The organism is Arthrobacter sp. MYb213 (assembly GCF_002979915.1).
Taxonomy (GTDB): Bacteria; Actinomycetota; Actinomycetes; order Actinomycetales; family Micrococcaceae; genus Glutamicibacter.
Map to the genome: position 1 here is coordinate 57,235 of NZ_PCQA01000008.1, position 23,625 is coordinate 80,859.

Below are 23,625 nucleotides of genomic sequence, written 5' to 3' on the forward strand. Positions count from 1 at the left end.
AATACCCCATGGCCGAATACACCTTGCAAGAGGACCTCGACTTCGCCCTCATGATGGCGCAGCGGGTCGATGAACTGACCCTGGCCCGCTACGGAGCCAACGACCTGCGCGTGGATACCAAACCAGATATGACTCCGGTGACCGATGCTGACCGCGGGGCCGAGGAGCTGATCCTCGCGATGCTCGCCGAACATCGCCCGGATGATTCGGTGCTGGGCGAGGAATTTGGGGTGCACGGCAGTGGGTCGCGGCGCTGGGTGATCGACCCGATCGACGGGACGAAAAACTTTGTGCGCCATGTACCGGTCTGGGCGACGCTGATCGCGCTAGTCATCGACGATGAACCGGTAGTGGGTGTGGTCTCGGCACCTGCACTATCCCGGCGTTGGCACGCCGCTACTTCACTGGGCGCGTATGTGAGCGAACCGGGGCTCGATGCCCCACGCAAGCTACAGGTTTCACAGGTCACCGAGCTGGCTGATGCGTCGCTGTCCTACGCTTCGCTCAATGGCTGGAAGGCGCTGGACAAGCTCGATGATCTGCTCGAACTACTCGATCAGGCTTGGCGCACCCGCGGCTACGGTGACTTCTTCTCCTACGCGCTGCTTGCCGAGGGTGCGGTAGACGCGGCCTTCGAACCGGAACTGGAACTTTACGACATGGCCGCGCTGGTCCCCTTGGTTCGTGAAGCCGGCGGAACTTTCACCTCGATCGCCGGCGTCGAAGGATGCCACGGCGGTAACGCGCTGGCCAGCAATGGCAAGCTGCACCCGCTGATCTTGCCCTACCTGAACCGCGGTTAATCATGCCCGGCCTGCACCCGCACAAGCTGACCACCAGCGAGGAAGACTACCTCAAGGCGCTCTACCTGCTCACCGAATGGGAAGATGAGCCGGTGGGCACCGGGGCCTTAGCCGATCAGCTGGGGCTCTCCCCCGCCTCGGCTACCTCGATGGTGCAAAAGCTTGCGGTTAAAGGTCTGGTCGATCATATTCCGCGTGGTGCCATCTCGCTCAGCGAGATCGGACGACGCGAGGCGCTACGCATGGTGCGCCGGCACCGGATCTTAGAAACCTTCCTACGCGATGAGCTCGGATATGACTGGGATGAGGTGCACGATGAGGCCGAGGCGCTTGAGCACACCGTCACCGACAGATTCATCGATGCCTTACACGCCCGGCTAGGACACCCCGAAGTTGACCCGCACGGAGACTCGATCCCTTCGGCCGCCGGGGTACTGGCTACCCGCGATGCGCGACGCCTCGATCGATTCCACGGCGCGCAGGCGATCGTATGCCGGGTGAGCGACGAGGACCCAGAGTTTCTGCGCCGAGCCAAGAAGCTAGGAATTATCCCCGGGGCGCTGATCGAGCTTCCGCACCAGCTGAACTACATCGAAGCCTCACTGGTCTGGGTCTGCGCGCCGTGAGCGGCCGCGCACAGCTGAGCAGACTGCTGGCGGTGGCGCTCGGCGGAGCCTTGGGCGCGCTGGCCCGGGTAGGCGTCGACATGCTCATCCCGTCCAACGACTGGGCTGCCTCAACCTTGATCGTCAACGTACTAGGTTGCATCGCTTTGGCTGCGTTGAGCGCCTATGGTGCGCGCCGGTCGCTGGCACCGGTAGTGCAGCTTTTCGCGGGCACCGGTTTTTGTGGTTCCTTCACCACTCTTTCAACGTTGCTGCTGTTATTTACGACCTTGAGCACCGTCGGATACCTCGGCTACCTCTTGCTCAGCGTGGTGCTCTGTCTCGCCGCCGTCTTCTTGACGCACTCGTTAGTGGACCGATACCTAGCTCGTCGGCAGGAGCGGTCATGATCGGGCTACTGTTGGTCGCTGGTGTACTCGGCGCGATAATTCGTTACCTCTTGGACCGTGGGCTACCTGCCACACATGATTCTGTGCAGGGCCTTTTCGCTGGCTGGCCGCGCGGAATCCTGCTCGCGAACATTCTCGGCAGCTTGGCGTTAGGCGTGGTGCTCGGTTATGCGCGCAGCCACCAGTTGGACCTCACGCACGAAAACTTTGTGCACACCATCCCGGCAGCCGACCGACTCTGGCTACTAGCTTCAGGGTTCTGTGGCTCGCTGACTACCGCCAGTACCCTATTTGTCGGGTTCTGTCTGATCTATGAGGTCAACAAAGCCCGCGCACTCGCGTATTTATGCTGCACCTTCGTGATTGCCGGCGGCGCCGGTGCGCTGGGTTACTTGTTGGCTAGCTAGTCCGCGGTGGGGAAAAAAATATGAGTCCGGCCAATTGGCCGGACTCATATTTTTTACTTTAAGTTTTTCAGCGTGCCGCGCGGCGTCCGCGAGGTGCATTGCGTGTCGCGTCCTTTGACTGCCCTGGCGACTGCTGGATTCTTTTTTCTCGGTCGTGTGGCACTACGTATCCGCCCGTGGCTAGCACCAGGATGGCGCTTATACCCGTCAGAGCAAGCATCGCGATCGCCCAGATCTGGGACTGATCGGTGAATGAGTGATCAACGCTCAGCCACAACACGTAGGCGCCGACGAGGTAGATCAGGTGCAGTAGCGTCAGCCTAATACGAAGGCGTAGACGGAACTTGGCTTTAGGTGAGAAGAAGAGTGCCCAAATAATTAGCAGTGGCACTACCACGACGAGGATCGACGGGATGGTTGGCCAGGGAACGAAGGCGATAGCGGCCAACGCTGCAGCGAAAATCAGACCAACTTCGAGGAGGAATGCGATCACAGCATAGATAGCCGAAATAGCCGGTGATACCCGCTGGGAACCGTTTTTACCCATCGTTTCTGATCTCACTCCGTTTCAGCAATCTGGCCGTCTGCTTAGCCACTCAATTCCAGTCTATGTGGTAAACAGCGACCTCGCGACATGACTCGCGCGCAAGGCAGCGTGTTACCTAGATTGGCCAGCATCTATTTACTCGTCCAAATCTGCCCTAGATCCTCTATATCGTTCGTTAATACCTTGGGCCCGTGGTGCACACCATGTGCCAGTGCGAGGCCCGCTAAGCTCCGGAATTACCAACGATTCGCTGTCCCTGTAAGAGCTATAGCACTCCCCCGGCGTTCAGCGGTTGAAGTCATTCCGGGCAGACGCAGCTGATAATTCACTCATGCACTCACTGCGGATAAAGCCTCAATGGGGTCACGCGAATCAGTAATTCAAGATGTATCTCTGTTTCCCGTCCGTCTGCCATTCGCTGACGCCACAAAGGACGCGAGGAATTTTTATCAGCATCTGAGGATCACTCACTGCGCTACAGGTCGGGTGCAGAATCACGGGTCTAACGACAGAACCCCCGAGATTACAAGAATCTCGAGGGTTCAAATACGTGGAGATGGGGAGAATTGAACTCCCGTCCGATGTGGTGTTGCCAGGTCTTCTCCGGGCGCAGTTTGCTGCGGAATTTCTCTGCCCCAACCATCACGCAAACATGTAGTTGATCCAGGCACAGTTACCTAAGTATGTGTTCGGTAGCGGTAACGTCCGCCGAACGCAGGGGCTACCTAAATGACGTTAGGATCAGGGGCGATAGCATCCCCTGGCTAACGGACTGTCTGGCTGCTTAGGCAGCGAGAGCGAAGTCAGTGCGCTTTGATTCGGCACTTATTGTTTTGCAAAGAGCGTTTACGAGATAACTTTGCATCCTCGGCCCGCTTCATCTGTCGCGACTCACACCGTCGAAACCGATCATCCCCGTATTTTGTTGTCAGTCCCGGTTTCCCGGGTACAACCACACCAAAAGGTGCGTTAAATAATCATAGCGCAATCTGCTCTGCTAACCCAACGAGATTCCCGCCACGCCTAAGCTTGTCCGCGATTACGTTCACGCATGGCACGCAGTGCCTCACGGTTATCCTGTTGCTCGCGCAACGTCTGACGCTTGTCATACTCACGCTTACCGCGTGCGACACCGATCTCAATTTTTACGCGACCCGACTTGAAGTAAATCTTCAGCGGAACAATAGTTAGCCCAGCTTCAGAGATCTTACGTTCAATTTTCAGCAGCTCTGCACGATGCAGCAATAATTTACGACGACGACGAGCGGTGTGGTTGGTCCACGAACCGTTCAGGTACTCCGGGATGTAGCAATTCTCAATGAACAGTTCATTGCGGTAGAACTGACCAAAGCCATCCACTAGCGAAGCTTTACCTTCACGCAGTGATTTAACTTCGGTCCCAGTTAGCACCATGCCCGCTTCGAAGGTATCTAGAATCTCAAAATCGTGGCGCGCCTTGCGGTTGCTCGCGATAATGCGATCTTCTTGGTTCTTCTTAGCCATGACACTCCTTGCATGTCGCGGGCGGATTCCCGCGCACAACTACCAAGTCTAGCGTTAGAGCAGACCCAATGGATTCACATGCGAACCGTTGATGATCGTTTCGAAGTGAAGGTGGCAACCGGTGGAGTTACCGGTGGTGCCCACATACCCAATAACCTGGCCCTGCTTTACGTGCTGACCATTGCTCACGGCGATGCGTGACATGTGGTGATAATTGGTTGCTAGTGCCTTACCCTTTACGACGCCATGCGACACGGTCACCTTGTTACCCGAGGAGCCACCCCAGCCGGCGTACCAAACTTCGCCGCTGGCAGCTGCACGGATTGGTGAGCCACACTGGCCGCCGAAGCCCCAGTCGACACCTGCGTGGACGTAGCCGCCCTGTCCCGAGTAGTCAATCGTTCCTGCAGGGGTTGGACGCCAGCCAAAACTAGAGGTGATTCGTGCGCTGCTGGTGGGCTTGACCAAGCCCCAGCTGCTTGGTTCCGAGTATGTTTGGGTCTTTGGCTTCGCTTTAGGAGCCACGTACTGCTTTTTCTGGTAAGTCTTCTGCTTGCGCTTGGCTTCCGCAGCCTGACGCTCCTGCTCGGCTTCGTAGGCAGCCTTTTCCTTGGCGATGCGCTGGCGCTCCGCTTCGGCTTCCTTGCGAGCCTTTTCCTCCGCCTTACGCTTACGTTCCGCAGCTTCTTTGATCAAGCGTTCTTGGCGTTCCTTGATCTGCTGATTGACCGAAGCTGATTCTTGCTCTTGAACTTTTAGTTTCGCTTGAATCTGCGGCTTCTTAGCTTCCAATTCAGCACTAAGAGATTCGGTGCTTGCAACCAAGGCATTCAATTCATCTTTGGCAGATTGAGCCGCATCACGGGCGCTTTGCTCTTGGGCTAAAGCTTCTTCTGCCTGACCTTTGAGCGATGAGATTTCATCTTCGACAGCAACGAGTCGCAATTTATTGCTCTCGTCGGTGGCTTTTTCTTGAGCTAGATCGTTATACGCTGCGTTCTGTGAATCCATGGCGCGGTTAGCCATGTCCAGACCATCAGCCATGGCGGTTGCCGAATCCATATTCAAGATCATGTCTAACCCACTGGATACACCTCCGCGCTTATACGCTTCAGAGGCGATCTGTGCCATGGTGTTTTCCGCTTCAGCAATCTTGGCGGCGTTCTCTTCGATTGCCTTAGCAACCTTGTCCCTCGTGGCTTGAGCACTGATCAGCCGGTTCGTCAGATCTGCGACGGTAGCTTGTGCATTGGAGACACGACTTTGGGCATCTGCGAGAGCCGCCTCGGCAGCTGGAACCTGGGCTTGTTGTGCCCGAAGTTTCTTATCTGTGGCAACAATATCCGAATCAAGGACTTCCATGTCCTGTTCCAAATTGTCGATGTTTTTCTCGATGTTGGCCTTACGGTCATCGAGTTCATCGGCAATAACAATCCCCGCAGGCAAGGTAAGTGACAATGCAAGGGCTCCACCAAGGGTGGCGCGCAGGAACTTACGTCGCACGGCGTTGGATAGCATACTGCTCCTTAAAGATTTTCGCGCTTCAGGCATAACCGATCTCTCAAGATAACGATTGGCTATACCTTCAGGTAACGCTTCAACGTTACCACTGAAGAAATTGTGGCCAAAACGATACCAATAATCAAGAGCCCGGGTGCCACTAAGAGAACTTCATTGGTTGAAATGAAGGCGACGCCAACATTTTCGCTTGCCAATTTGTCTTGAACTAGGAACTTAACTAATAACCACAGCGTGCCTGATGCAAGGACACCACCGATAATGGATGCGATCACACCCTCGATGATAAACGGCAACTGAATAGTCGTTTTTGATGCGCCAACTAGTCTCATGATGGTGGTTTCTAGCCGTCGATGCATGGCAGAGAGCTGAATAGTTGTGCCTGTCAGCAACACAGCACAGGCAATCATCACGATTGCCACCACAGCTGCAGCGGCAGAGGCCACTCGCACTAATTGGAAGACCTTCTCCAAAAGTTCGCGTTGGTCTACGACCGAATCAACACCCGCTACGGTCGAAAAAGCTTCATTGATAACGGGATACTTCTCCGGGTCTACGAGACCGATACGGAACGATTCTGGTAGCTGATCTTCGGTAACCTGATCAACCAAGGATGAGTTCTTGTACTGTTCCTTGAAGTTTTTGAGTGCATCCGCTTTTGACTCATACGCGAATTCCTTGATGTATGGAGCCATCTCATTTGATTCGAGCAGTTGCTTGATGCTGGTGCGCTGTTCATCGGTGACGCCTTCACCCGCGCAGTTTGGCGCAGCGGTGTTGTCGTCACAAAGAAAGACCGCAACTTCCATGCGGTCATACCAGTAGCCCTTCATCTGGTTGATCTGTAATTGCAATAGTGCCGAAGCACCAACAAAGGTCAGCGATACGAAGGTCACCAAAACCACTGATACGACCATGATGATGTTTTGACGAAGGCCCTTCGCAGCCTCGCGGAGAATAAATCCTAATCTCACTGGCGCTCGTCCTTCTCTTCGTTCATTGCAGCTTCACTAGATGCTTCCATGGCGGCCTCGCCAGTTAGGAGCTCACGTGAACCGTCCTGATTGATCACGGTCGTCATTGCGGTGTATTGACCGTCAACTTCGTCGCGCACAACGTTGCCCTTGCTCAATTCAATGACTCGGTGGCGGAACTCGCTGACAAGCTCGTGAGCGTGAGTGGCCATCAGCACGGTGGTGCCGTTTTGGTTAATGCGATCAAGCACATTCATTACCTCGACGCTGTTCTTGCGGTCGAGGTTACCGGTCGGCTCGTCGGCCAGTAGGATCGAAGGCTTGTTAACGATCGCGCGGGCGATACCGACACGTTGCTGCTCGCCACCGGAAAGTTCGGTGGGCTTACGGCGGGCTTTATCTTCCAGGCCCACCATGCGCAGCGCGTCCGGCACACGATCGCGAATCTGAGCGCGTGAGGCCCCGATAACTTCCATCGCAAAGGCAACGTTGTCGAACACGGTACGTTCACGTAGCAGACGGAAATCCTGGAACACGAAACCGATATCACGACGCAGTTTAGGCACACGTCGGCTCGGTATACGATTCAGGTTTTGCCCTGCGACGTAGACCGCTCCATTTGTGGCGCGCTTTTCGCGCAGGATCAAGCTGAGAAAAGTAGACTTTCCAGAGCCAGATTCTCCGACTAAGAAGGCGAATTCGCCACGGTTTACCTCGATGCTTACGTCGTTCAAAGCAGCATTACGTTGCTTTGGCTCGTAAACCATCGAGACATTTTCGAATTTAATCATGTCTTCAATCGCTAGTTGCCGTCGGGGCGCGACCCACGGAAACTCAGGTCGAGATCGAACGTTTTTTGATGCGCCAGTCTTCCAAACCTTATAGGGGCAACATGTACATCAGGTGCCGATAGTGTGGTGTGTTGCCACATTCATGCCGTTTATACAGACTCGGCGCCGAGCTAGGTAACGCATTGACTTGCAAAATTTCGACTACCGCAAGATCCCTCGGTGACCTTTCGCACAGCAATAGAAGATCCCGCTGTGCGACACCCTTTTCCGCGGGCTCAAGTCGATACCAAGGTCAAAAAATTGAAGGGTAAGCATCGGCGCAAACCGATCCTTACCCTTCAATTCATGACTTAAATCAGTGGGTCACCGTTGCGCTTGGCTTCCCGCGCTTCGGAAATAAACGCCCTGGCAATGAAGAAGGCAACTCCCGCGACGATGACGGGCCAAGCTAGTACGTAAATGGTCAGGGCCAACATTATTCATTCCTTTCGGAGTTGTTCGAATCGTTGCTACGAGCGGAACCCTTAGTCGCACTAGCGACAATCTCTTCAATGGGGTCAAAATCTCCGGCTCGTTCTGCGATGACCGAGAAGTCGAAGTCCATCTTTGAACGGAACGACATGAAGTAACAGATCAATGTACTGACCGAATAGGCGACGAGTGATGCCGAGAGCGTGGTGTAGTCACGCAGGAATCCGAAGCAGAATGGTGCAGCGACCAGCGTGGCTACTGTGCCAACGATAAGTGCAACACGAAGCCCAAAGAATCCGAACGACATCAAACCCAAAACGATGCCTATGCCGAGGATTGCCAACAGCTCGATGATTACCGCGGTAAAACCGGTCATAGGGATCAGTTCGAAACGAACCGGAATGAATACTAGGAGTGCTACCAAGACTGCAGTGGTGAAGGCCTTGTTCGTAACCTTCTTCCAGTAGAAGCTGGCGAGCACTGGGAAAACTAATGCTCCCCATAGCGCACCGACGAAGACCAAAAGATCCAAGATATTTAGTTGCAAACTGGCCAAACAGACAGCAATCACGGTTGCGACGATCATGGTCATACGTCCGACCAATAGCATGGTCTTTGGATTGGCCTTCGTTTTGCCTGCAACGTTCTGGCCGTAAACGTCGGCCATCATGATGGAAGATAGCGCCGCCAGATCAGAGTCGGCGGTGGAGGAAAGCGCACCAATGATCATGACAAAGAACAACGCCAACAGGATTCCAGGCAGATAGCTCATCGCCATCTCAGGGATGATGTTGTTCTGGTCCCCACCTGTAGGTTCAAAACCAAGGTAGAGCGCAAGGACGCCGATCATACCGACACCGATCACCATGGCACCGTAACCAATGGTGGCGGTGATGAAGGTTGGCTTAATAAGGTCTTCACGGACAGCAAAGAGACGCTGAGCGATGGTCTGGTTACCAATCGCGTAGGCCAAAACCGCGGCGATATATGGTGCACCCTGGTTCAAAAATGCGTCGGATGAGAAGAAGTTCGACTGTTGGGCGGTAAGGTTTCCTGCTCCGGTTTCGAATGCTGCTGGGAACCCCGCTGCGAAGAAAATGAACGGAACAATAATTGCTACCGCGCCGAGCATTGCCATGACTTGCATGAAGTCAGTCAAGACAGAGGCACGGAACCCCGACCAAAGGGTGTAGAGCAATACGCCACCGGCTACCGCCAGCACGCCCTGGATGAAATTGAATGGGGAGAGCATCGAAATAAGCACGCCACCGGCAATGAAGTTAGACATCAATGAGATGACTGAACCGACCACGTTCGAGCCGGCCAGCATTAACTGGCTGGAACGTCCATGTCGCGCGTGCATGACCTCTGCGAGGGTGTGAGCCTTCGGAGCAACTTTACGGATTCTCTTACCGAATGGGTAAATGAACAGAATCATCAGTGCGCCCCAGAGCCCGTAGTGGATAGGTCCACTGATGCCATAGGTGTAGCCCGAAGATGCCGAGGCGTACATTGATGAAGCCCAAATCCACGTTGCGGTCATACTGGCCGCAGAGATTCCGAATCCGATTTTGTTGCCAGCGGTCATATAACCGTCAGCGTTTTCATTTTTCTGGCCGATCTTGGTGGACACGAAGAATGTTCCACCATAGAAAAGGACCAATAAAAGTATGATGACCAAGGCGCTGAAACCGACCGTTTCCGGGTTGTTCACACGCCACCTCCTTCAAACGACGTAGTTGTGAATTGGCATCGTCCAGGTTTAACCTGAAACTTTTGATGCGTGGTTCGCACGTCTCATCCCGGGGAATACTCCACGAGGATTCGTTTAGCCGACGTACCTAAGCTCTACGCCCATCAACCACTTCCTTCACTCCAATTACGTATCGTTTTATCTTGGTCGCATCCAACTCCCGGCATACAAAGTGCTGCCCCTTCTTCAGGACAGCATCGCCGTATAAATGCGTTTCTTCATTGACGAACTGAATTCCAATGCAAAATTACACTCAGAAATTCATGATTACTTAAAGGTTCACGTTCGTTCATTTGCCGTCTTTTGATCACCAAAAGATGCATCTAATTTTCGAGCGAAATCACAGCTATTAGCCGCGTCCATGGCAGGGCGGCAACAAGAAAATTGCCTACATCATGCGAGTTTGACACGGTACGATTCGCGAAAAGTGGATGGTATAGATCACTCAACGACTTAGCCATCCTAGCATGTACTCAGATTTCGGGTCTATGAGGTCCCCTATTGATGCTCAAATTCAGATACGCAGTCGAAGGTTTATGTTACAAAATTACGATAGAAGTTGGCGCAAAAAAGGCCTGAAAACTTTTCAGTTTTCAGGCCTTTTTGAGTGCTTTTACAACTTAATTTGAGGGACGTCGATTACCCGCGCGCCATCGGATTCCGGCATTAATGAAGTCGTCAATTTCTCCATCTAGCACAGCCTGCGTATTACCAACTTCGTGGTCGGTGCGCAGGTCCTTAACCATTTGGTACGGGTTAAGAACATAGGACCGCATCTGATCGCCCCAGGAAGCCTTAACATCTCCAGCGAATTCCTTCTTCTGTGCGCTCTCGGCTTCTTTCTTCAGCAATAGTAGACGGGACTGCATAACGCGTAAGGCAGCGGCCCGGTTTTGAATCTGGGACTTCTCATTCTGCATCGACACCACTGTGCCGGTAGGAATGTGTGTCATGCGAACAGCGGAGTCGGTGGTGTTCACGCTCTGTCCACCAGGTCCGGAGGAACGGAAGACGTCTACGCGCAACTCCGACTCGGGAATTTCGATGGTATCGGTCTGCTCAATCAAAGGCACCACTTCGACGGCTGCGAACGAAGTTTGGCGACGTCCTTGGTTATCAAACGGTGAAATACGCACCAATCGGTGGGTGCCGGCTTCCACCGAAAGCGTGCCGAAAACGTAAGGAACATCGATTTCAAAGGTCGCTGACTTTAAGCCTGCTTCTTCAGCATAAGAAGTATCCATCACGGTGGCTTTATATCCGTGCTTTTCAGCCCATCGCAAGTACATGCGCAGCAACATTTCTGCGAAATCTGCCGCGTCTACGCCACCTGCACCCGAACGGATCGTTACTACGGCACCGCGTGAGTCGAATTCACCATTGAGCAAGGTGACGATCTCCAACTCGGCGAGTGCCTTGCGAATGGAGATTAATTCCTTATCGGCTTCGGCGAGGGTCTCGTCATCGTTTTCCATTTCGGCGAGTTCCACCAGCACTTCAAGGTCTTCGATTCGTGTACGGATCTTGTTCAAGCGTTCAAGTTCCGATTGTCGATGAGACAATTTACTAGTGACAATCTGCGCGCTGGCCGGGTCGTCCCATAGGTCCGGCACCCCGGCCTCTTCGGAGAGTACGGCGATGTCGGCCTTAATTTGAGCAACGTCGCTCACATCCTCAATCGCAGAGAAAGTGGATCGGAGCGAACGGATTTCAGCGGGGAAGTCAGTTTTTGCCATGGTTATCTAAGCCTACGCCATGCAGCCCAACGGCTTAAGTTCACGACGTTATCGGCTCAGTACCGTGCGTGCCGTTGAGTTGACCTGAATGCTCACCCCAGACGGCACGATCCAACCAATGATTGGTGGTTGCACCGAACCGGTGAGCGAGAGCGTCGCGCCCTGGCCATCAGGCAGAATTTGGACAGAACCGATCGTAAGGTTATCAATACGCTGTCCGGCATCCACATCCTGCAGGTATCGCTGAACTGCGGCCTGAACCTGTGAATGATTCAATTCAATTCGTGGTTGGCCTCCGTCGCCAACAAACTCGAATTCGTCTACTGCCGCGACGATAGCCCCGTCGGCGACCGATAAGAGCTGGCGGGCTTTGAGGTTAACGGCGCTCGCTGCGAGCACGACTGAAATTGTTAGCAAGGTGATCGCGCATAGCCCAATCGCAAGTACCAAGGACTGCCCATCCTCGGAATGAAACCTGCGGAGCAATCTTCTCCACCAGTTTCCGCTATCCAAAACGATCAATTCGTTGGGTCGACGAAGCATCGACGGTGAAGACGGAGGCATCAAGATACTCAGAGATAAAAGGTAACTGCACCCGTAGGGAGACCCTGACCGTAACGACGCTGCCCGGGCTTAGACATGTTTTGTCACAAGAAATATCTGTGTCGGCTCCCGCTAATCCAAAGTTATTCATCGCTCGCTCGACGACTTGATGGGCGTGCGAACGTGCTTGCATCGGATTTTCTGCCACCGCAAATACCTTGGCAGCTTGGTCTGCGGCGCCAACAACTGCATACGATCCTGCTTGAAGTTGCCCGGCGGCAAGGATTAGATAAATCATTGGGATCAGCAACACCGTAGACGCAAAAATAAATTCGACGATGGCACTACCCTTTTCGGTTTCATCAGGTCCTTGCTCTGCCCGCGCCATACCGGCCTCAGTCATAGCGCACCGCATCACCATGAACTGTGAGGTCCCACCCGTTGGGTAAGAGTCCGATGAGCGGGACACGGGTGTTCACGGTGACGGAGACTAATTGTCCCTCCCCCACCGCGCTAGTTGATACCTGCACGTTTCGGGCAAACCCACTGTGCAAAGACTCGCCGATCAGTGTGCGGGTCCGCCCGGCAGCGTCCCCGGGTGAACGGTTAGCTAATGCTCCATAATGCGCTCCATTGGCGGCGGCATCGATGAGGGTATTGCGCACATGAAGCACAAGCGTCAGTTGAATTAAGGTCACGGCGATAATGATCAGCAGACTAGTGATCATGACAAATTCGGCCACGGCCGAGCCTGCCTCTTCTGATCCCAGCTTCCAGAAGCGGCGAGCATTGGCGCGTGTAACCCGATTCATTTTGAGAATTCCGGCTTAGCCTAGGCCGGATACTCGATCGATCGCCTGATTGAACAGGTCTTGTAGTCGTGGGCCGGCGATGGCCAGCAGCGCTGCAACAAGTAGTGCTGACATCAGCGTAATCATCACCCATCCGGGGACATCTCCACGCTCGTCACGTAGTTTTATCGTGAATTGTCTCCAGAATCTCTGTCCTGCGTCGAGCAGGCTTAGGGCTGTCATCATGAACCAAGAATGAATGCTGGACATCGGAATTCTTCCTAACTTTTGCGGAGTGTAGATATTGTGAAGGTGGGTTAGCTGTCAATAGCTCATCTCCAATAAGGCCAATCCAGGGAATACCGCAAAGACAATCGTCAGCGGAAGCACGCCGAAAACTATGGGAACAAGCATGCCGATTTCGCGTTTTCCGGCGACTTCCATCAGCTCACGTTTTGAGGCGTCACGGACGTCTTGTGCTTGATCACGGAGCACTTGAGCCAGTGGAGTGCCACGTTCTGTGGCGACCACGATGGCATCAACAAAGCGCGTCATCGCACCGACTTGGATGCGATCGGACATATTCTGCATGGCTTGAATCATGGAATTTCCCGAGTGGATGTCATTCAATGTTTCGGTAAATTCCTCGCCGATCACCCCGTGACAGATGCGTGAAATACGTTCGATCGCTCCAGTGGTTGATTCTCCGGCGCCCACCGTTAATGCCAGAACCTCGGCAACTGTTGGAAATTGGGTCAAGACTCTGCGTGCGCGACGCTGAATTTGCTCATTTAGCCACCAGCCTCGCGCAAGAAATCCGAAGATGCCACAGCCTAGGACCACGATGAGAGCGAACGCGAAGTTTGTCGTGCGCCCCAATGCGAAGAGCGCCATCAGTGCGGCGCCAGTAAGCAGTCCCAGTAGCGCGCAAATGATCTCTTGGGAACGGTAGTCCACGACGTTCATTTTTAGTCCGGCCGCGCGTAGGCGTTTGCGGACGGTCTCGATGCCGGGGTTGTGCAAACTGGCCAAGCGTTTGATCTGTTGGAGGACCGGGGCGGCAAATTGCACTAAGGCCGGACTGCGCGATTCTGCGCGCCATGAATCTTCGAGCATACGTGAGGAGCGTGTTCCCACCCGGATGTGCGGGGCGACCCTTTCGGCAAAGGACAGCGGACGCCACGATGGCAGGTTCACCACGATCATCCACAATCCCAGACCCAGTCCGAAACCGCAGAGCACCGCCCAGGGAACTAGTGAATTCATGCCAGTACCCGTTCTTCCACAGGTAAATTGCCTAGGCGCAGCATCACTCGGTAACACAACAGTGAAATCACCAGACCGGCGGCCAGCACCACTACCCCGCCGGGGGTCAGGTAGGCATTTTTTGCGGCTTCTTGGGTGCCCAAGACGAGCAACATAATCCAGGGGGCCGCCACCGCTAATCTGGCCGCAGAAACAATCCATGATTGGCGGGCTGCGAGTTCTCCACGGGTACGCACGTCATCACGCAAAAATGCGGCGAGGGTGCTCAGCGTCTGACCAAGGTCGGTGCCGCCCACCTCGCGGGTGATGCGTAGCGTTGCAAGGATCTTGTCGGAAACCGGGTCTGCGAGCCGGTCGCCGAGTTGTTCGAGCGCTAACGAAAAGTTTGAGGTGGCCCGGTAATCCAGTGCAAAGTCGCTGAAAGCAGGACGCAGCAGTTCCGGCCCCATACTGGCCAGCTGGCTGAGGGACTCTGGCAATGACAACCCGGCGCGGATCGCGCTTCGTAGATGATCGACCACCTCGGGCCATTGCTCGTGCAATGCGGCCTGACGTTTAGCTGCTTGATGGCGCAGGTAAACCCATGGCGCCCAGAAGCCAAAGAGCAAAAATACGGCGGCGAATAACCACGAACCGGTCAAGGCCAGCGTGATCAGCACAAAAACTATTCCGCTGGCGGCACAGATAGCGACGAATTTTGCCGGGCTGAGATTCACAATGCCTGCGCGCAATAGTGATAGGCGAATCAGCGACTGCCGTTTGGGCTTTGGCGGACTGGGGTCAAAAAGTAGCCAATCCACCATGAGGGCCACGCCCAAGCCGCCGAGTAAACCACATAAAGCGATCATGACCGCTCCATGAGCAATTGTGCGACGTTGATTCCGGCGAGCGCGAATTTGTCATGTGACCAATCGGCTCCCGGTGCTTGGCTCAATTCGCCGTCGGTGTAGTCGAACAGCGTGGAGGTTTCGAATTGGCCGTCTTCGACGCGTCCGCGCACGCTGAGGATTTCTTGCACATAGCGTTTTCCATTGGGATCACGCGTACAGTGCACCACCAGATCAATGCAGGCTGCCACGGTTCGCACGGTGAAATCACTGGTGATGTTCGGGCCTGCAAGGAGCGGTAACGTACATATTTTGGTGATTGCGTCGCGGGCAGAGTTTGCGTGGAGCGTACATAGGCCGGCAATTCCGGAGTTCAACGCGATCAGCATGTCTAGCGATTCGGCTTCGCGTACCTCCCCGACGATGATCCGATCGGGCCGCATGCGCAGTGCTTCCTTGACTAACCGGCGCATCGTGATTTCTCCGGTACCCTCCAGATTTGGTAGCCGGGTTTGCATGCTCACCACGTCGCGCAAGGCCAGGTTTAGTTCGAAAATCTCTTCAATGGTGATGATGCGTTCGCGAGAGCCGATGGAGGAAGCCAAACAGTTGAGCATTGTCGTTTTGCCTGCCTGGGTGGGCCCGGTAACCACGACGTTGAGTCCCGCGCCGATCGACCACCCTAAAAAGGCCGCTGCATCCTCGCTGAGGGATCCTAGTTCTACAAGGTCTTCGAGTTTATTGGCCCGAGCGATAAATTTGCGGATATTCACCGCCCAATGTTCATGGGTGATGTCTGGAATGACTACGTGCAACCGGGATCCATCGGGGAGTTGGCAGTCCACGAAGGGCTGTGAGAGATCGAGCCTGCGCCCTGAGGATTTCAGCATCCGTTCAACCAACGCTGCCACTTCGGAACTTTCGAGCCGGATATGGGTGAGTTCGCTTTGCCCGCCACGAGCGCAGAAAATCTGATGTGGCGAGTTGATCCACAATTCCTCGACGGTGGGGTCATCGAGCAATGGTTGTAATGGCCCAAACCCTGCCACGTTGTCATACACCTGACGGCGGGCCTCGTCTAACGGACCGATAGCAGGCACTGCGCCGAGTAGCGCTCGTTCGTCGTAGTCACGCAAGACATCGTCAATCAAAGATCGGATGAGCGCCTGTTGTTTGCCGGGATCTAGCCCGCGTCGACGGACCAGCTCACGTACTTCGTCTTCCACGATGGATAGGGCGTCCACGTCAAGTCCTCAGCCGAAACTATGAAGATATTCCCGAATGATCGAGGTAGACCGGCCGCTGAAGCGCCAGCACAACATCGTGCAACCCATTTCTGTTCGTGTTCTGAGAGAAGTGGGTATGTGATGGGAGCCTAGCCCCAGAATCGTTGTCTTTCAATACCCGAGTGGAGATGTGGATAACCCGAGGGCGACGTTCTCCACAGCCGGTGAAGCACCCAGGTGCGCTGTGACCTGTAGATGCTGAAGTACTTATAAGTGGCGGGCCTGGCTGAGGAGGAAAATCATGGTGCGTTATGAGCTGTTGCTTATTTCTCGATCTTTCGCTCAGCCGCGCCAGTTTCAGTTGGAGGTTTCCGCTGCCCTTAACGGTGCGCAATTATCGACGATCCTCTCCGCAAGTTTTGGTTCAACGCGCTGGTTTCTTGGGCCAGGTGCCTTAGAAGAAGCTCCGGAGTTAAGCTCGCGCACGCACTTGTTGCTGACAGACATTCCGCGTCCGGTTCTTCCGCGCGAACACCAGACGCCATCGGCCTTGCAGCTTTTTGTCGCTTCCGGGCCAGATGCAGGCGCGAGCTTACGACTGGTTCAAGGAACTCATGAGGTAGGGCGTTGTGCTCCCCTATGGTTGCAAGACCCCCAGATCGCGCGGCGTCATGCGCGCATTCGAGTGGACCAATCCCAATTGCTGCTGACCTGCGAATCATCCAACACGCTGCGGATTTCTCCGCAACACTCTTCCAATGAGCCACTGAGCGAACTGTCTTTGGAACGCGGCACACATTTCTGGCTCGGTGATACCGAGTTATGTGTGGGCGACCCGGTGATGCTTGATCATGCGCAGTCTATCAATGCCGAGCAACTTCACTGGGCACTGCCGGATAAGCCAGAGCTTCAGCGCCTGATCGCCCTATGTTTAGCAGCCCTTCTGCCGATGCTTTCCGGAGTGATGCTGGCGGTATTCACCGGGTCAATGCTGTTTCTACTACTCAGTGGCGCCTCGGCGCTACTCGGAGTGTTCCCTGCCATCCAGTTGATTGGCGAACGTCGTCGGTGGAAAACCAAAGCGGTGGTGTACCGCGAGCACATCATCAATACCCGAGCAACCTATGCCTCGCCCCTGGGAATTAGCATGCTGGCAGGAATGGCACGCACCGAATTACAGATACCTTCAGCCAGCTTGCCTCCACTGGTCTTTGGCCAGGGGTTGTGGTCGCCGGCTGCCGAAGATGCTTCGTCTAAGACCAAGCGACGTAGGAAGGCGCGTACTTCCTTGGACGCACCGTGCCCGTCACCGGTGTTCTCCCCCAGTGTGCCGGGCGCTTGGCAGATCATTGGTGCGCAGGACAAACCAAGCACCGAACTGCTCTTCGCGATCTTGGCTCGCTATCTACCGGCGGTTTTATCCGGACGCTTAGAACTGGTGCTCGATCCGAAATTGCAATGCCTCCCGGCGAGTTTACTGCTGCTACCCGGAGTCAGCACCGGACTGCCACCGCTGGCGGCCGCCCCCACCATGCTGGCACCCAAATCAGACGGCTTGTTACGTACCCTGTACGTGGTGTCTGCCCCGGCGCAACTATGCGAGCAGGCGTTAGTGATCGGCATAGGCCAAGGCCCAGTACCAAAGAGCACGTGGTGGGTGAATCCCCGGACTCCCGAGGTCGCACTCGAAGATACACAGCTTGCGCTGCACACTGTACAACGGCTCAGCGTGCAACGCTTTGTTCGGCTGATTGATCGCTGCCTCAGCTTGGCCGAGTCCCACGCAATGCGAGGCCTCACAGAGGCCAACGAAATTACCCCCTGCGATCCGGCTCGTGCCTTAACGGCGCTTATTGGTGCTACCGATCAGCAGGATCCGATTATTCTCGACTTCGGCGCAGACGGACCACACATGCTGATCTGCGGAACGACCGGTTCTGGAAAGTCTGAAGCACTTCGCCGCATCGTGAAGCAATTGGCTAGCGATTATTCGCCTGAACAGGTGGCCTTCGCGCTCATCGATTTTAAAGGAGGTGCAGGTCTGTCCGTATTCGCACAGTTGCCCCACGTTCAGCTGTTCGCCAGTGATTTAGACGCAGCCGCCGCTCAACGCGCGTTGGCCCAGTTGGAAATCGAAGTGACCCGTCGTGAGGAGTTGTTGGCCGAATATCGTTGTAGTGACCTACGCGAGTACAGAGAACTAGTTCAGCCTGGCCCTGCGCTTCCCAGCCTCATAGTGGTAATTGACGAATTCCGGGTGTTCAGTGATTCCATCCCCGAAGCCAACCCACGAATAGACCGTCTCGCTGCCGTTGGGAGGGCATTGGGCATACACCTTTTGCTCAGCACCCAGCGACCGGCCGGCACCTTAACCGGACAGACCAGAGCCAACCTAAACACTGTGATCGCCCTACGCGTCAATGACCCCGGTGAATCCATCGAGCTAGTCGGCATTCCTGACGCTGCAGCATTAACAAGCCCCGGACAGGCAGTCATTCACTGTGCTACACGGTCCACCCGCAAATTTCAGTTTGCGCTCGCCTATGATCCGCCCCCTCACGGCAAATTAGCCGAACGAGGTCCACGGGATCTCACCGCCAAGCAAGTGTGCACCTTCGGCAATCTCCCCACCGCGCACGAGAGTATGCAAGCATTGCACCAGCAGATAGCTATCTTGGCCTTAGAGTGGCAGTCCTTCAGTGTGGGGCGCTCGCCGTTTGCTGAAGCGTTACCGCTAAACCCTATACCGCCTAAAACACCATGGATGCACGGTCAAACAGAAGAAATCTGGTGTGGGCTCGTGGATCGGCTCGAGTCCGGGACGCTGGAGCCCTTAGTTATCGGTGGGCAAGCCGGTCATAGCCTTCTGGTGTGCGGATTACCCGAAGCTGGCCCTCGACAGTTGCTTAACAGTTTGTGCCAACTCCCGAGAAAGGTTGTAAGTTTTGGTCCGGAGTTACTCCTCGACGGGACGCGATTTCCTCACCTGCTGCAGGTGACTGGGCACGACACTTACGATTTCCTCGACGCCGTCGACTACCTTGATGAACTACGTGAAGATGAGCAGTTGTTAGTACTCATCCACGGAGCCGGCCAATTACAGTCGTCCCTGCACCCGCAGCATTTCCAGCATTTTGATGAGGTCCTAGGGGCACTCCTGCGACGCGGCGGCCTTGGGCCAACCGTAGTCATAGCGGTCGATCGGGACCAATCGCTACTCAAAGCCGCGGGTTTGTGCACCGAGCAGTGGTATTTCCCGTTCCACGCCACCGACTCGTTAAAAATGGCTTGGCCACGAATACCGGCCGTTGCCAACCACGTTGGACGCGGAATTTTGTTGAGCGGAACCGACGTTGCACGCAGCATTCAGCTTGGTACCGCACAATCGCTGGCAACAACGGATCGTCAGTGGTCCGGGGTAATCTCAGACGCGCAGAAGGACAATTCCACTGGATTGCTTCGGTTAGGAACTCGTTCGTTGGAGGACACCAGCATTTCATTGCCTGCCACCGCGATGTCGATCGTAATTTGCGCGGACACCACCATTCGACAGGAACTGAGCCAGGTTTTGTGCCAGCGGTGGGGCATCGAGCGCCTGGAGAAAATCGAAGACCTCGAAGCATTACTCAACTGCCCAACCAGTGGAAGCGTCGGTCTGGTTCTCGAACATACGAATGATCCGAGGCTTGCCCCGTTACTCAATTCCGCAGTGAGCTGTGCAGTGATTCCTGTGCTTTTCGCTCCACCTTCAAGTCGTCTCGCTTACGAAGTCGGGGCTCCGGGGATGGTCCTCGACGATAGATGTGTGGTGGTAGTTGAGGCCCATCATCCGCACGATCTACAACCAATGCCTTGGGAGCCGTTGGGGCCCTCTAAGAATTTAGATATTAAAAACCAATGGCGCGCGATAGCAAGTGTTCACGGACTACCACGCGCCATTTTGATCGATAAAGAAGGTATTTAAGACTGTGGACGATCTCCGAGGAAAGCCGTTGTTTTCGGAGCAAATAACATCACGATAGTCACGGCGGCCACCACAATCGCAGCAATAGCGATGCCGGTAAATGGTCCCTGCATGAATGAGAACGAGAGGATTAGCTGGAAGAGTTGCCACACGATAATGGGGGCGCGGGTGAAGGCCTTCCCCTTGAAGAAGTTCAGCGAAACGCTAACCTGCCAAGCACCCGCTGCTAGGCACAGCGCGAGCATGAAAATACGCCCGCCCATATTGAGGTTTCCCTCGTCCGAAAGATGCAAAAGGTAGTTCGCTGCGTAAACCAGAACCGCTATTGCTTCGAGCATCGTTAGTGCTGCCACAGTTAAAACGCTGGTCGGACGGGATACCGAAGATTCGTTGTTGCTCACGAGACTAATTTTCGTGCAAGTGTCTCAGGAACTCAAACGGGTGTAGTCCTAAGGAAAGATCAGCCCTGACTAGCGTTCCTCAGATAGCGCAGAGGGCACCGGAAAGCCATGTGAGAAAGCACTCAGGGATTCAGCCACATTTCACTTCCATGACTCTTGTTTACTTTCTCGTAACATGAAAACCTAATGTGGTTGGTTAAATGAACATCTCAGTTCGTACCTGACCGACTCCTCGAAGATGATTTCAGTACTCACAACGTAACTCACCTGCTTTTCCAATTCGCAGTTGTTTTCACTTTGTGACGTTTACTGGAGGGCCTTCGTTTCCCCAAATATTTCAAGGAGCATCAATAAGCATGGATTGGCGTAGCCGCGCGGCGTGTCTGGAAAAGGACCCGGAACTTTTCTTCCCGGTGGGTAACACCGGTCCGGCCCTCTTACAGATCGAAGAGGCCAAAAGCGTATGCCGTCGATGCGACGTCACCGAAACCTGTCTGCAGTGGGCCATCGAGTCCGGACAGGACGCTGGCGTATGGGGCGGTATGAGTGAAGATGAGCGTCGTGCCCTAAAGCGTCGTGCTGCTCGGGCTCGTCGCGCTTCTTAGAGTAAAAGCTGCACCCGAGGTAGATCTCGCAACCCGGGATGCTGTCTGAAATCCGCTAGTGGGAATCCTACTGGCGGATTTCGACTTTAACTCGTGAAACACTCAGGCCAGCTGAGTAACCTACACTTAGTATCTGTGTTCGAAAGGAGCCGTGCAGTGTCTCAGACCCTTCAACTGTGCTCCCCTGTGGCAGGAGTTTGTCCTTGATAACCCCTGAACGACCAGACCAACTTGTAGGGCAAGTCCTCGGTCACCGATACCGCTTAGATACTCTCATCGCTTTAGGTGGGATGTCTCGGGTCTACCGGGCGATGGATCTCAACTTGCACCGTTCGGTAGCAGTGAAAGTGCTGGACGATAACTTCGCTAGCGAATCCCTCGTTCGTGAACGTTTTGAGTCTGAAGCCATTATCGCCGCGAATATTTCTCACCCAAATGTGGTGTCCATTCGCGACCATGCAATTTCAGGCAGTCATGTGTATCTCGTCATGGAGTATGTGCGTGGTCAGAATCTCGCCGAGGTCATCGAAGAACGTGGACGTTTCACTCCACGCCAGATGCTCAGCATTCTAGAGCGCATCTGCAGTGGACTTCGCGCCGCTCATCTCGAAGGCATCGTGCATAGAGATATGAAGCCTGCCAACGTTTTACTCTCCGACAACGGCGAAATCAAAATCACCGACTTTGGCTTAGCCCGAGCTGCAAGTGCGCATACCCAGTCTGCCACGCTGGTGGCGACGCTTTCCCACGTCTCCCCCGAGCTGGTTTCTGGCGCTCCTTCCGACTCACGTAGCGATATCTACGCAGTGGGCATCATGATCTATCAAATGCTCACCGGCCAATTGCCTTTCCCCATGACTAATCCTGCGGCCATGATGAAGCACCATCTCGATTCACCCATGCCAATGCCTTCTAATTTGGTACCAGGATTGAGTGAAGATCTGGATGAACTGGTGCGTTACTGCACCGAAAAGGACCCTGAACGACGTCCCCAAAATGCCGGATTTTTACTCGATGATGTCATCCAGATCCGATCAACATTAACTGACGATGAGCTGGATCTCGATGCCGAGTCCTTAGGTGATGTCTCTGATCTCGCGCCCCTCGCCGCGGCTGCAATGCCGACCACGGTGCAGCAACGACTCGATGAGTGGCAGCGCCATCGCGATGAACAACGTCAACCTTGGTGGATGGATGAAGATACCCTCGGGGAAACCGCAGCGGCATCGTCCGAAGACTACTCTGCCGTGCCAGATGATGAAGCCACCACAGTAATCAGCACCTCCGATGCCACCGAAGTGCTGGACCTGCGTGAGGCCCAAACAACGACGGTACCCCGCATGGTCAATGAACTCGATGCCCCAGAGACCGCCCTTTCCTCGGCCACTGCTGCTTATTCGCGAGAAGACTTGGACCAGTTCGAGGGTTCAGGTTCAGCTCCCACGGCAACCGACCTTGCGGTCCCAGCCGCTCAGGGCAAAGTATCTGCCCGCGCACAGAAGCAAGAACAAAAGCGGGCGGCTAAAGAATGGCGAAAAACTGCGCAGGTACCTACTCACCAGCTGGTGAGACCCAAAACTGGTGGGCGTCGGGCTGTCATCACCGTGGTGCTAATCCTCGTCGTTGCTTTAGTCGCCGCCGGCGCATGGTTCTTCGGCCGCGGCCCGGGAACAATCATTCGTGTTCCCTCGCTCACCGGAATGCTGCAAACTCAGGCTGTCTCACAGTTTGATAGTCAAGGTGTCCCGGTGCGCGTGAACTCGGTCTACGACGATGAAGTCGCCGTCGGCAGGGTTGTGCAATCTAAGCCAAACACCGGCGAAAGCTTGATGAAATTTCAGGGCGTCAATCTATTAGTCTCCCGTGGCCCGGAACTTTTTGAAATTCCTGCACTGCAAGGTTTGAGTCAAACTGAAGCGACCTCCCGCCTCGCCGATAAGGGATTGACGAAGCTGACAACGAGTCAGGAGTATTCATCCTCGGTTGAAGAGGGCAAGGTTATTTCCAGCTCACCCGCCTCGGGTGAAATGGCTAGCCGCAAGAACACCATTTCACTGACGCTTTCGCGCGGTCCTGCCCCAGTCCAAGTTCCAAGTGTTCTCGGACTGAGCCACGAACAAGCCAAACAAAAGTTTAACGATGTAGGGCTAAAGCTGACTGTCGGAGAAAAACAGTATTCTTCTGATATTGCCCCCGAATTGGTGGTGGCGCAAAGCGCGCAGAATAAGACGGTCCCCTACGGCAGCACCATTACCGTGAACCTCTCCAAGGGACCAGAACTCCTCCAGGTCCCTTCGGTCCTTGGCCAGAGTCTCACGGAAGCCACCGCCACTCTTGAAGCTGCCGGGTTTACCGTTTCCAATCGATCGATGCTCGGTGGCTTCTCAGATACCGTACGCATGCAAACGCCGCTGAATAAACAGGCTGAGCGTGGGAGCGAAGTCAGTCTGTACACGTTCTAGCTTTCGGATTGTGGCAATAAAA

At 54.7% G+C, this 23,625-nt stretch carries 23 protein-coding genes and 1 other RNA gene; 7 read left to right on the forward strand and 17 right to left on the reverse strand.

What is annotated here, in order from left to right; all coding sequences use genetic code 11:
• Nucleotides 1-8: 8 nt before the first annotated feature.
• Genes CQ011_RS16650 through CQ011_RS16665 form a run of 4 tightly spaced genes read left to right on the forward strand, consistent with a single transcriptional unit; the run spans nt 9 to nt 2,225 of the window.
• Nucleotides 9-803 (forward strand): inositol monophosphatase family protein, encoded by a 795-nt coding sequence (locus CQ011_RS16650; protein ID WP_105678828.1) that lies wholly within the window; start codon nt 9-11, stop codon nt 801-803.
• Between the two features lie 2 nt (nt 804-805).
• A complete protein-coding gene (locus CQ011_RS16655; RefSeq protein ID WP_105678829.1) occupies nt 806-1,429 on the forward strand; it encodes a metal-dependent transcriptional regulator in 624 nt (207 codons plus the stop codon).
• Nucleotides 1,426-1,818, forward strand: a complete 393-nt coding sequence (locus CQ011_RS16660) for a FluC/FEX family fluoride channel (RefSeq protein WP_181148172.1) — start codon at nt 1,426-1,428, stop codon at nt 1,816-1,818. Before CQ011_RS16655 ends, CQ011_RS16660 begins: the two co-directional genes overlap by 4 nt.
• A complete protein-coding gene (locus CQ011_RS16665; RefSeq protein ID WP_105678830.1) occupies nt 1,815-2,225 on the forward strand; it encodes a fluoride efflux transporter FluC in 411 nt (136 codons plus the stop codon). The genes CQ011_RS16660 and CQ011_RS16665 overlap by 4 nt, the downstream gene beginning before the upstream one ends.
• Nucleotides 2,226-2,292: 67 nt before the next feature.
• Here CQ011_RS16665 and CQ011_RS16670 read toward each other — a convergent pair whose 3' ends face one another.
• From CQ011_RS16670 to CQ011_RS16740, 16 genes are all read right to left on the reverse strand, one after another.
• On the reverse strand, nt 2,293-2,772 hold the full coding sequence (locus CQ011_RS16670; RefSeq protein WP_105678831.1) for a DUF2568 domain-containing protein: 480 nt from the start codon (nt 2,770-2,772) through the stop codon (nt 2,293-2,295).
• 548 nt (nt 2,773-3,320) lie between these two features.
• Nucleotides 3,321-3,689, reverse strand: a transfer-messenger RNA (tmRNA) gene (gene ssrA, locus CQ011_RS16675).
• Between the two features lie 106 nt (nt 3,690-3,795).
• Nucleotides 3,796-4,275, reverse strand: coding sequence for an SsrA-binding protein SmpB (smpB, locus tag CQ011_RS16680; protein ID WP_096256403.1), 480 nt, complete (start codon nt 4,273-4,275; stop codon nt 3,796-3,798).
• Nucleotides 4,276-4,329: 54 nt separating this feature from the next.
• The gene (locus CQ011_RS16685; protein WP_105678832.1) at nt 4,330-5,793 is read right to left on the reverse strand and encodes a M23 family metallopeptidase; all 1,464 of its coding nucleotides are present in this window, start codon (nt 5,791-5,793) and stop codon (nt 4,330-4,332) included.
• Nucleotides 5,794-5,852: 59 nt separating this feature from the next.
• The gene (gene ftsX / locus CQ011_RS16690; protein ID WP_105678833.1) at nt 5,853-6,767 is read right to left on the reverse strand and encodes a permease-like cell division protein FtsX; all 915 of its coding nucleotides are present in this window, start codon (nt 6,765-6,767) and stop codon (nt 5,853-5,855) included.
• A complete protein-coding gene (gene ftsE, locus CQ011_RS16695; protein ID WP_105678834.1) occupies nt 6,764-7,558 on the reverse strand; it encodes a cell division ATP-binding protein FtsE in 795 nt (264 codons plus the stop codon). The genes ftsX and ftsE overlap by 4 nt, the downstream gene beginning before the upstream one ends.
• A 350-nt stretch (nt 7,559-7,908) precedes the next feature.
• Complete coding sequence (locus CQ011_RS17990) at nt 7,909-8,034, reverse strand: putative transporter small subunit (RefSeq protein ID WP_219844225.1); 126 nt, start codon at nt 8,032-8,034, stop codon at nt 7,909-7,911.
• Nucleotides 8,034-9,743 (reverse strand): sodium:solute symporter family protein, encoded by a 1,710-nt coding sequence (locus CQ011_RS16700; RefSeq protein WP_105678835.1) that lies wholly within the window; start codon nt 9,741-9,743, stop codon nt 8,034-8,036. The genes CQ011_RS17990 and CQ011_RS16700 overlap by 1 nt, the downstream gene beginning before the upstream one ends.
• Nucleotides 9,744-10,402: 659 nt before the next feature.
• Entirely contained in the window at nt 10,403-11,518 is a 1,116-nt protein-coding gene (prfB, locus tag CQ011_RS16705; RefSeq protein ID WP_105678836.1) for a peptide chain release factor 2, read from the reverse strand.
• Between the two features lie 48 nt (nt 11,519-11,566).
• Complete coding sequence (locus tag CQ011_RS16710) at nt 11,567-11,917, reverse strand: hypothetical protein (protein ID WP_146112653.1); 351 nt, start codon at nt 11,915-11,917, stop codon at nt 11,567-11,569.
• Nucleotides 11,918-12,023: 106 nt separating this feature from the next.
• Complete coding sequence (locus tag CQ011_RS16715) at nt 12,024-12,464, reverse strand: hypothetical protein (RefSeq protein ID WP_286161244.1); 441 nt, start codon at nt 12,462-12,464, stop codon at nt 12,024-12,026.
• Complete coding sequence (locus tag CQ011_RS16720; RefSeq protein ID WP_105678838.1) at nt 12,457-12,873, reverse strand: TadE family protein; 417 nt, start codon at nt 12,871-12,873, stop codon at nt 12,457-12,459. Before CQ011_RS16720 ends, CQ011_RS16715 begins: the two co-directional genes overlap by 8 nt.
• Before the next feature lie 15 nt (nt 12,874-12,888).
• Nucleotides 12,889-13,095 carry a hypothetical protein gene (locus CQ011_RS16725; protein WP_105678893.1) on the reverse strand — a complete coding sequence of 69 codons (207 nt, stop codon included), beginning with the start codon at nt 13,093-13,095 and terminating at the stop codon, nt 12,889-12,891.
• Nucleotides 13,096-13,176: 81 nt separating this feature from the next.
• Entirely contained in the window at nt 13,177-14,118 is a 942-nt protein-coding gene (locus CQ011_RS16730; RefSeq protein ID WP_105678839.1) for a type II secretion system F family protein, read from the reverse strand.
• A complete protein-coding gene (locus CQ011_RS16735; RefSeq protein WP_105678840.1) occupies nt 14,115-14,966 on the reverse strand; it encodes a type II secretion system F family protein in 852 nt (283 codons plus the stop codon). The genes CQ011_RS16730 and CQ011_RS16735 overlap by 4 nt, the downstream gene beginning before the upstream one ends.
• On the reverse strand, nt 14,963-16,189 hold the full coding sequence (locus CQ011_RS16740; RefSeq protein WP_105678841.1) for a TadA family conjugal transfer-associated ATPase: 1,227 nt from the start codon (nt 16,187-16,189) through the stop codon (nt 14,963-14,965). The genes CQ011_RS16735 and CQ011_RS16740 overlap by 4 nt, the downstream gene beginning before the upstream one ends.
• A gap of 283 nt (nt 16,190-16,472) precedes the next feature.
• Between CQ011_RS16740 and CQ011_RS16745 the strand changes: the two genes are divergently transcribed.
• Nucleotides 16,473-20,135 (forward strand): FHA domain-containing protein, encoded by a 3,663-nt coding sequence (locus CQ011_RS16745; RefSeq protein ID WP_105678842.1) that lies wholly within the window; start codon nt 16,473-16,475, stop codon nt 20,133-20,135.
• Here the strand turns inward: CQ011_RS16745 and CQ011_RS16750 are convergent.
• Entirely contained in the window at nt 20,132-20,536 is a 405-nt protein-coding gene (locus tag CQ011_RS16750; protein WP_105678843.1) for a hypothetical protein, read from the reverse strand. The two genes, CQ011_RS16745 and CQ011_RS16750, sit on opposite strands and share 4 nt — an antisense overlap.
• A gap of 356 nt (nt 20,537-20,892) precedes the next feature.
• Between CQ011_RS16750 and CQ011_RS16755 the strand changes: the two genes are divergently transcribed.
• Together CQ011_RS16755 and CQ011_RS16760 are read left to right on the forward strand one after the other, a co-directional pair.
• Nucleotides 20,893-21,141, forward strand: a complete 249-nt coding sequence (locus CQ011_RS16755) for a WhiB family transcriptional regulator (protein ID WP_096256388.1) — start codon at nt 20,893-20,895, stop codon at nt 21,139-21,141.
• A gap of 197 nt (nt 21,142-21,338) precedes the next feature.
• Entirely contained in the window at nt 21,339-23,603 is a 2,265-nt protein-coding gene (locus CQ011_RS16760) for a Stk1 family PASTA domain-containing Ser/Thr kinase (RefSeq protein ID WP_181148173.1), read from the forward strand.
• Nucleotides 23,604-23,625 lie beyond the last annotated feature (22 nt).

What these genes read in the sequence shown, in the direction of transcription:
- CQ011_RS16650 (WP_105678828.1), top strand. Translation starts at nt 9, where the DNA reads ATGGCCGAATACACCTTGCAAGAGGACCTCGACTTCGCCCTCATGATG.
- CQ011_RS16655 (WP_105678829.1), top strand. Translation starts at nt 806, where the DNA reads ATGCCCGGCCTGCACCCGCACAAGCTGACCACCAGCGAGGAAGACTAC.
- CQ011_RS16665 (WP_105678830.1), top strand. Translation starts at nt 1,815, where the DNA reads ATGATCGGGCTACTGTTGGTCGCTGGTGTACTCGGCGCGATAATTCGT.
- CQ011_RS16670 (WP_105678831.1), bottom strand. Translation starts at nt 2,772, where the DNA reads ATGGGTAAAAACGGTTCCCAGCGGGTATCACCGGCTATTTCGGCTATC.
- smpB (WP_096256403.1), bottom strand. Translation starts at nt 4,275, where the DNA reads ATGGCTAAGAAGAACCAAGAAGATCGCATTATCGCGAGCAACCGCAAG.
- CQ011_RS16685 (WP_105678832.1), bottom strand. Translation starts at nt 5,793, where the DNA reads ATGCTATCCAACGCCGTGCGACGTAAGTTCCTGCGCGCCACCCTTGGT.
- ftsE (WP_105678834.1), bottom strand. Translation starts at nt 7,558, where the DNA reads ATGATTAAATTCGAAAATGTCTCGATGGTTTACGAGCCAAAGCAACGT.
- CQ011_RS17990 (WP_219844225.1), bottom strand. Translation starts at nt 8,034, where the DNA reads ATGTTGGCCCTGACCATTTACGTACTAGCTTGGCCCGTCATCGTCGCG.
- prfB (WP_105678836.1), bottom strand. Translation starts at nt 11,518, where the DNA reads ATGGCAAAAACTGACTTCCCCGCTGAAATCCGTTCGCTCCGATCCACT.
- CQ011_RS16715 (WP_286161244.1), bottom strand. Translation starts at nt 12,464, where the DNA reads ATGACTGAGGCCGGTATGGCGCGGGCAGAGCAAGGACCTGATGAAACC.
- CQ011_RS16720 (WP_105678838.1), bottom strand. Translation starts at nt 12,873, where the DNA reads ATGAATCGGGTTACACGCGCCAATGCTCGCCGCTTCTGGAAGCTGGGA.
- CQ011_RS16725 (WP_105678893.1), bottom strand. Translation starts at nt 13,095, where the DNA reads ATGACAGCCCTAAGCCTGCTCGACGCAGGACAGAGATTCTGGAGACAA.
- CQ011_RS16730 (WP_105678839.1), bottom strand. Translation starts at nt 14,118, where the DNA reads ATGAATTCACTAGTTCCCTGGGCGGTGCTCTGCGGTTTCGGACTGGGT.
- CQ011_RS16735 (WP_105678840.1), bottom strand. Translation starts at nt 14,966, where the DNA reads ATGATCGCTTTATGTGGTTTACTCGGCGGCTTGGGCGTGGCCCTCATG.
- CQ011_RS16745 (WP_105678842.1), top strand. Translation starts at nt 16,473, where the DNA reads ATGGTGCGTTATGAGCTGTTGCTTATTTCTCGATCTTTCGCTCAGCCG.
- CQ011_RS16755 (WP_096256388.1), top strand. Translation starts at nt 20,893, where the DNA reads ATGGATTGGCGTAGCCGCGCGGCGTGTCTGGAAAAGGACCCGGAACTT.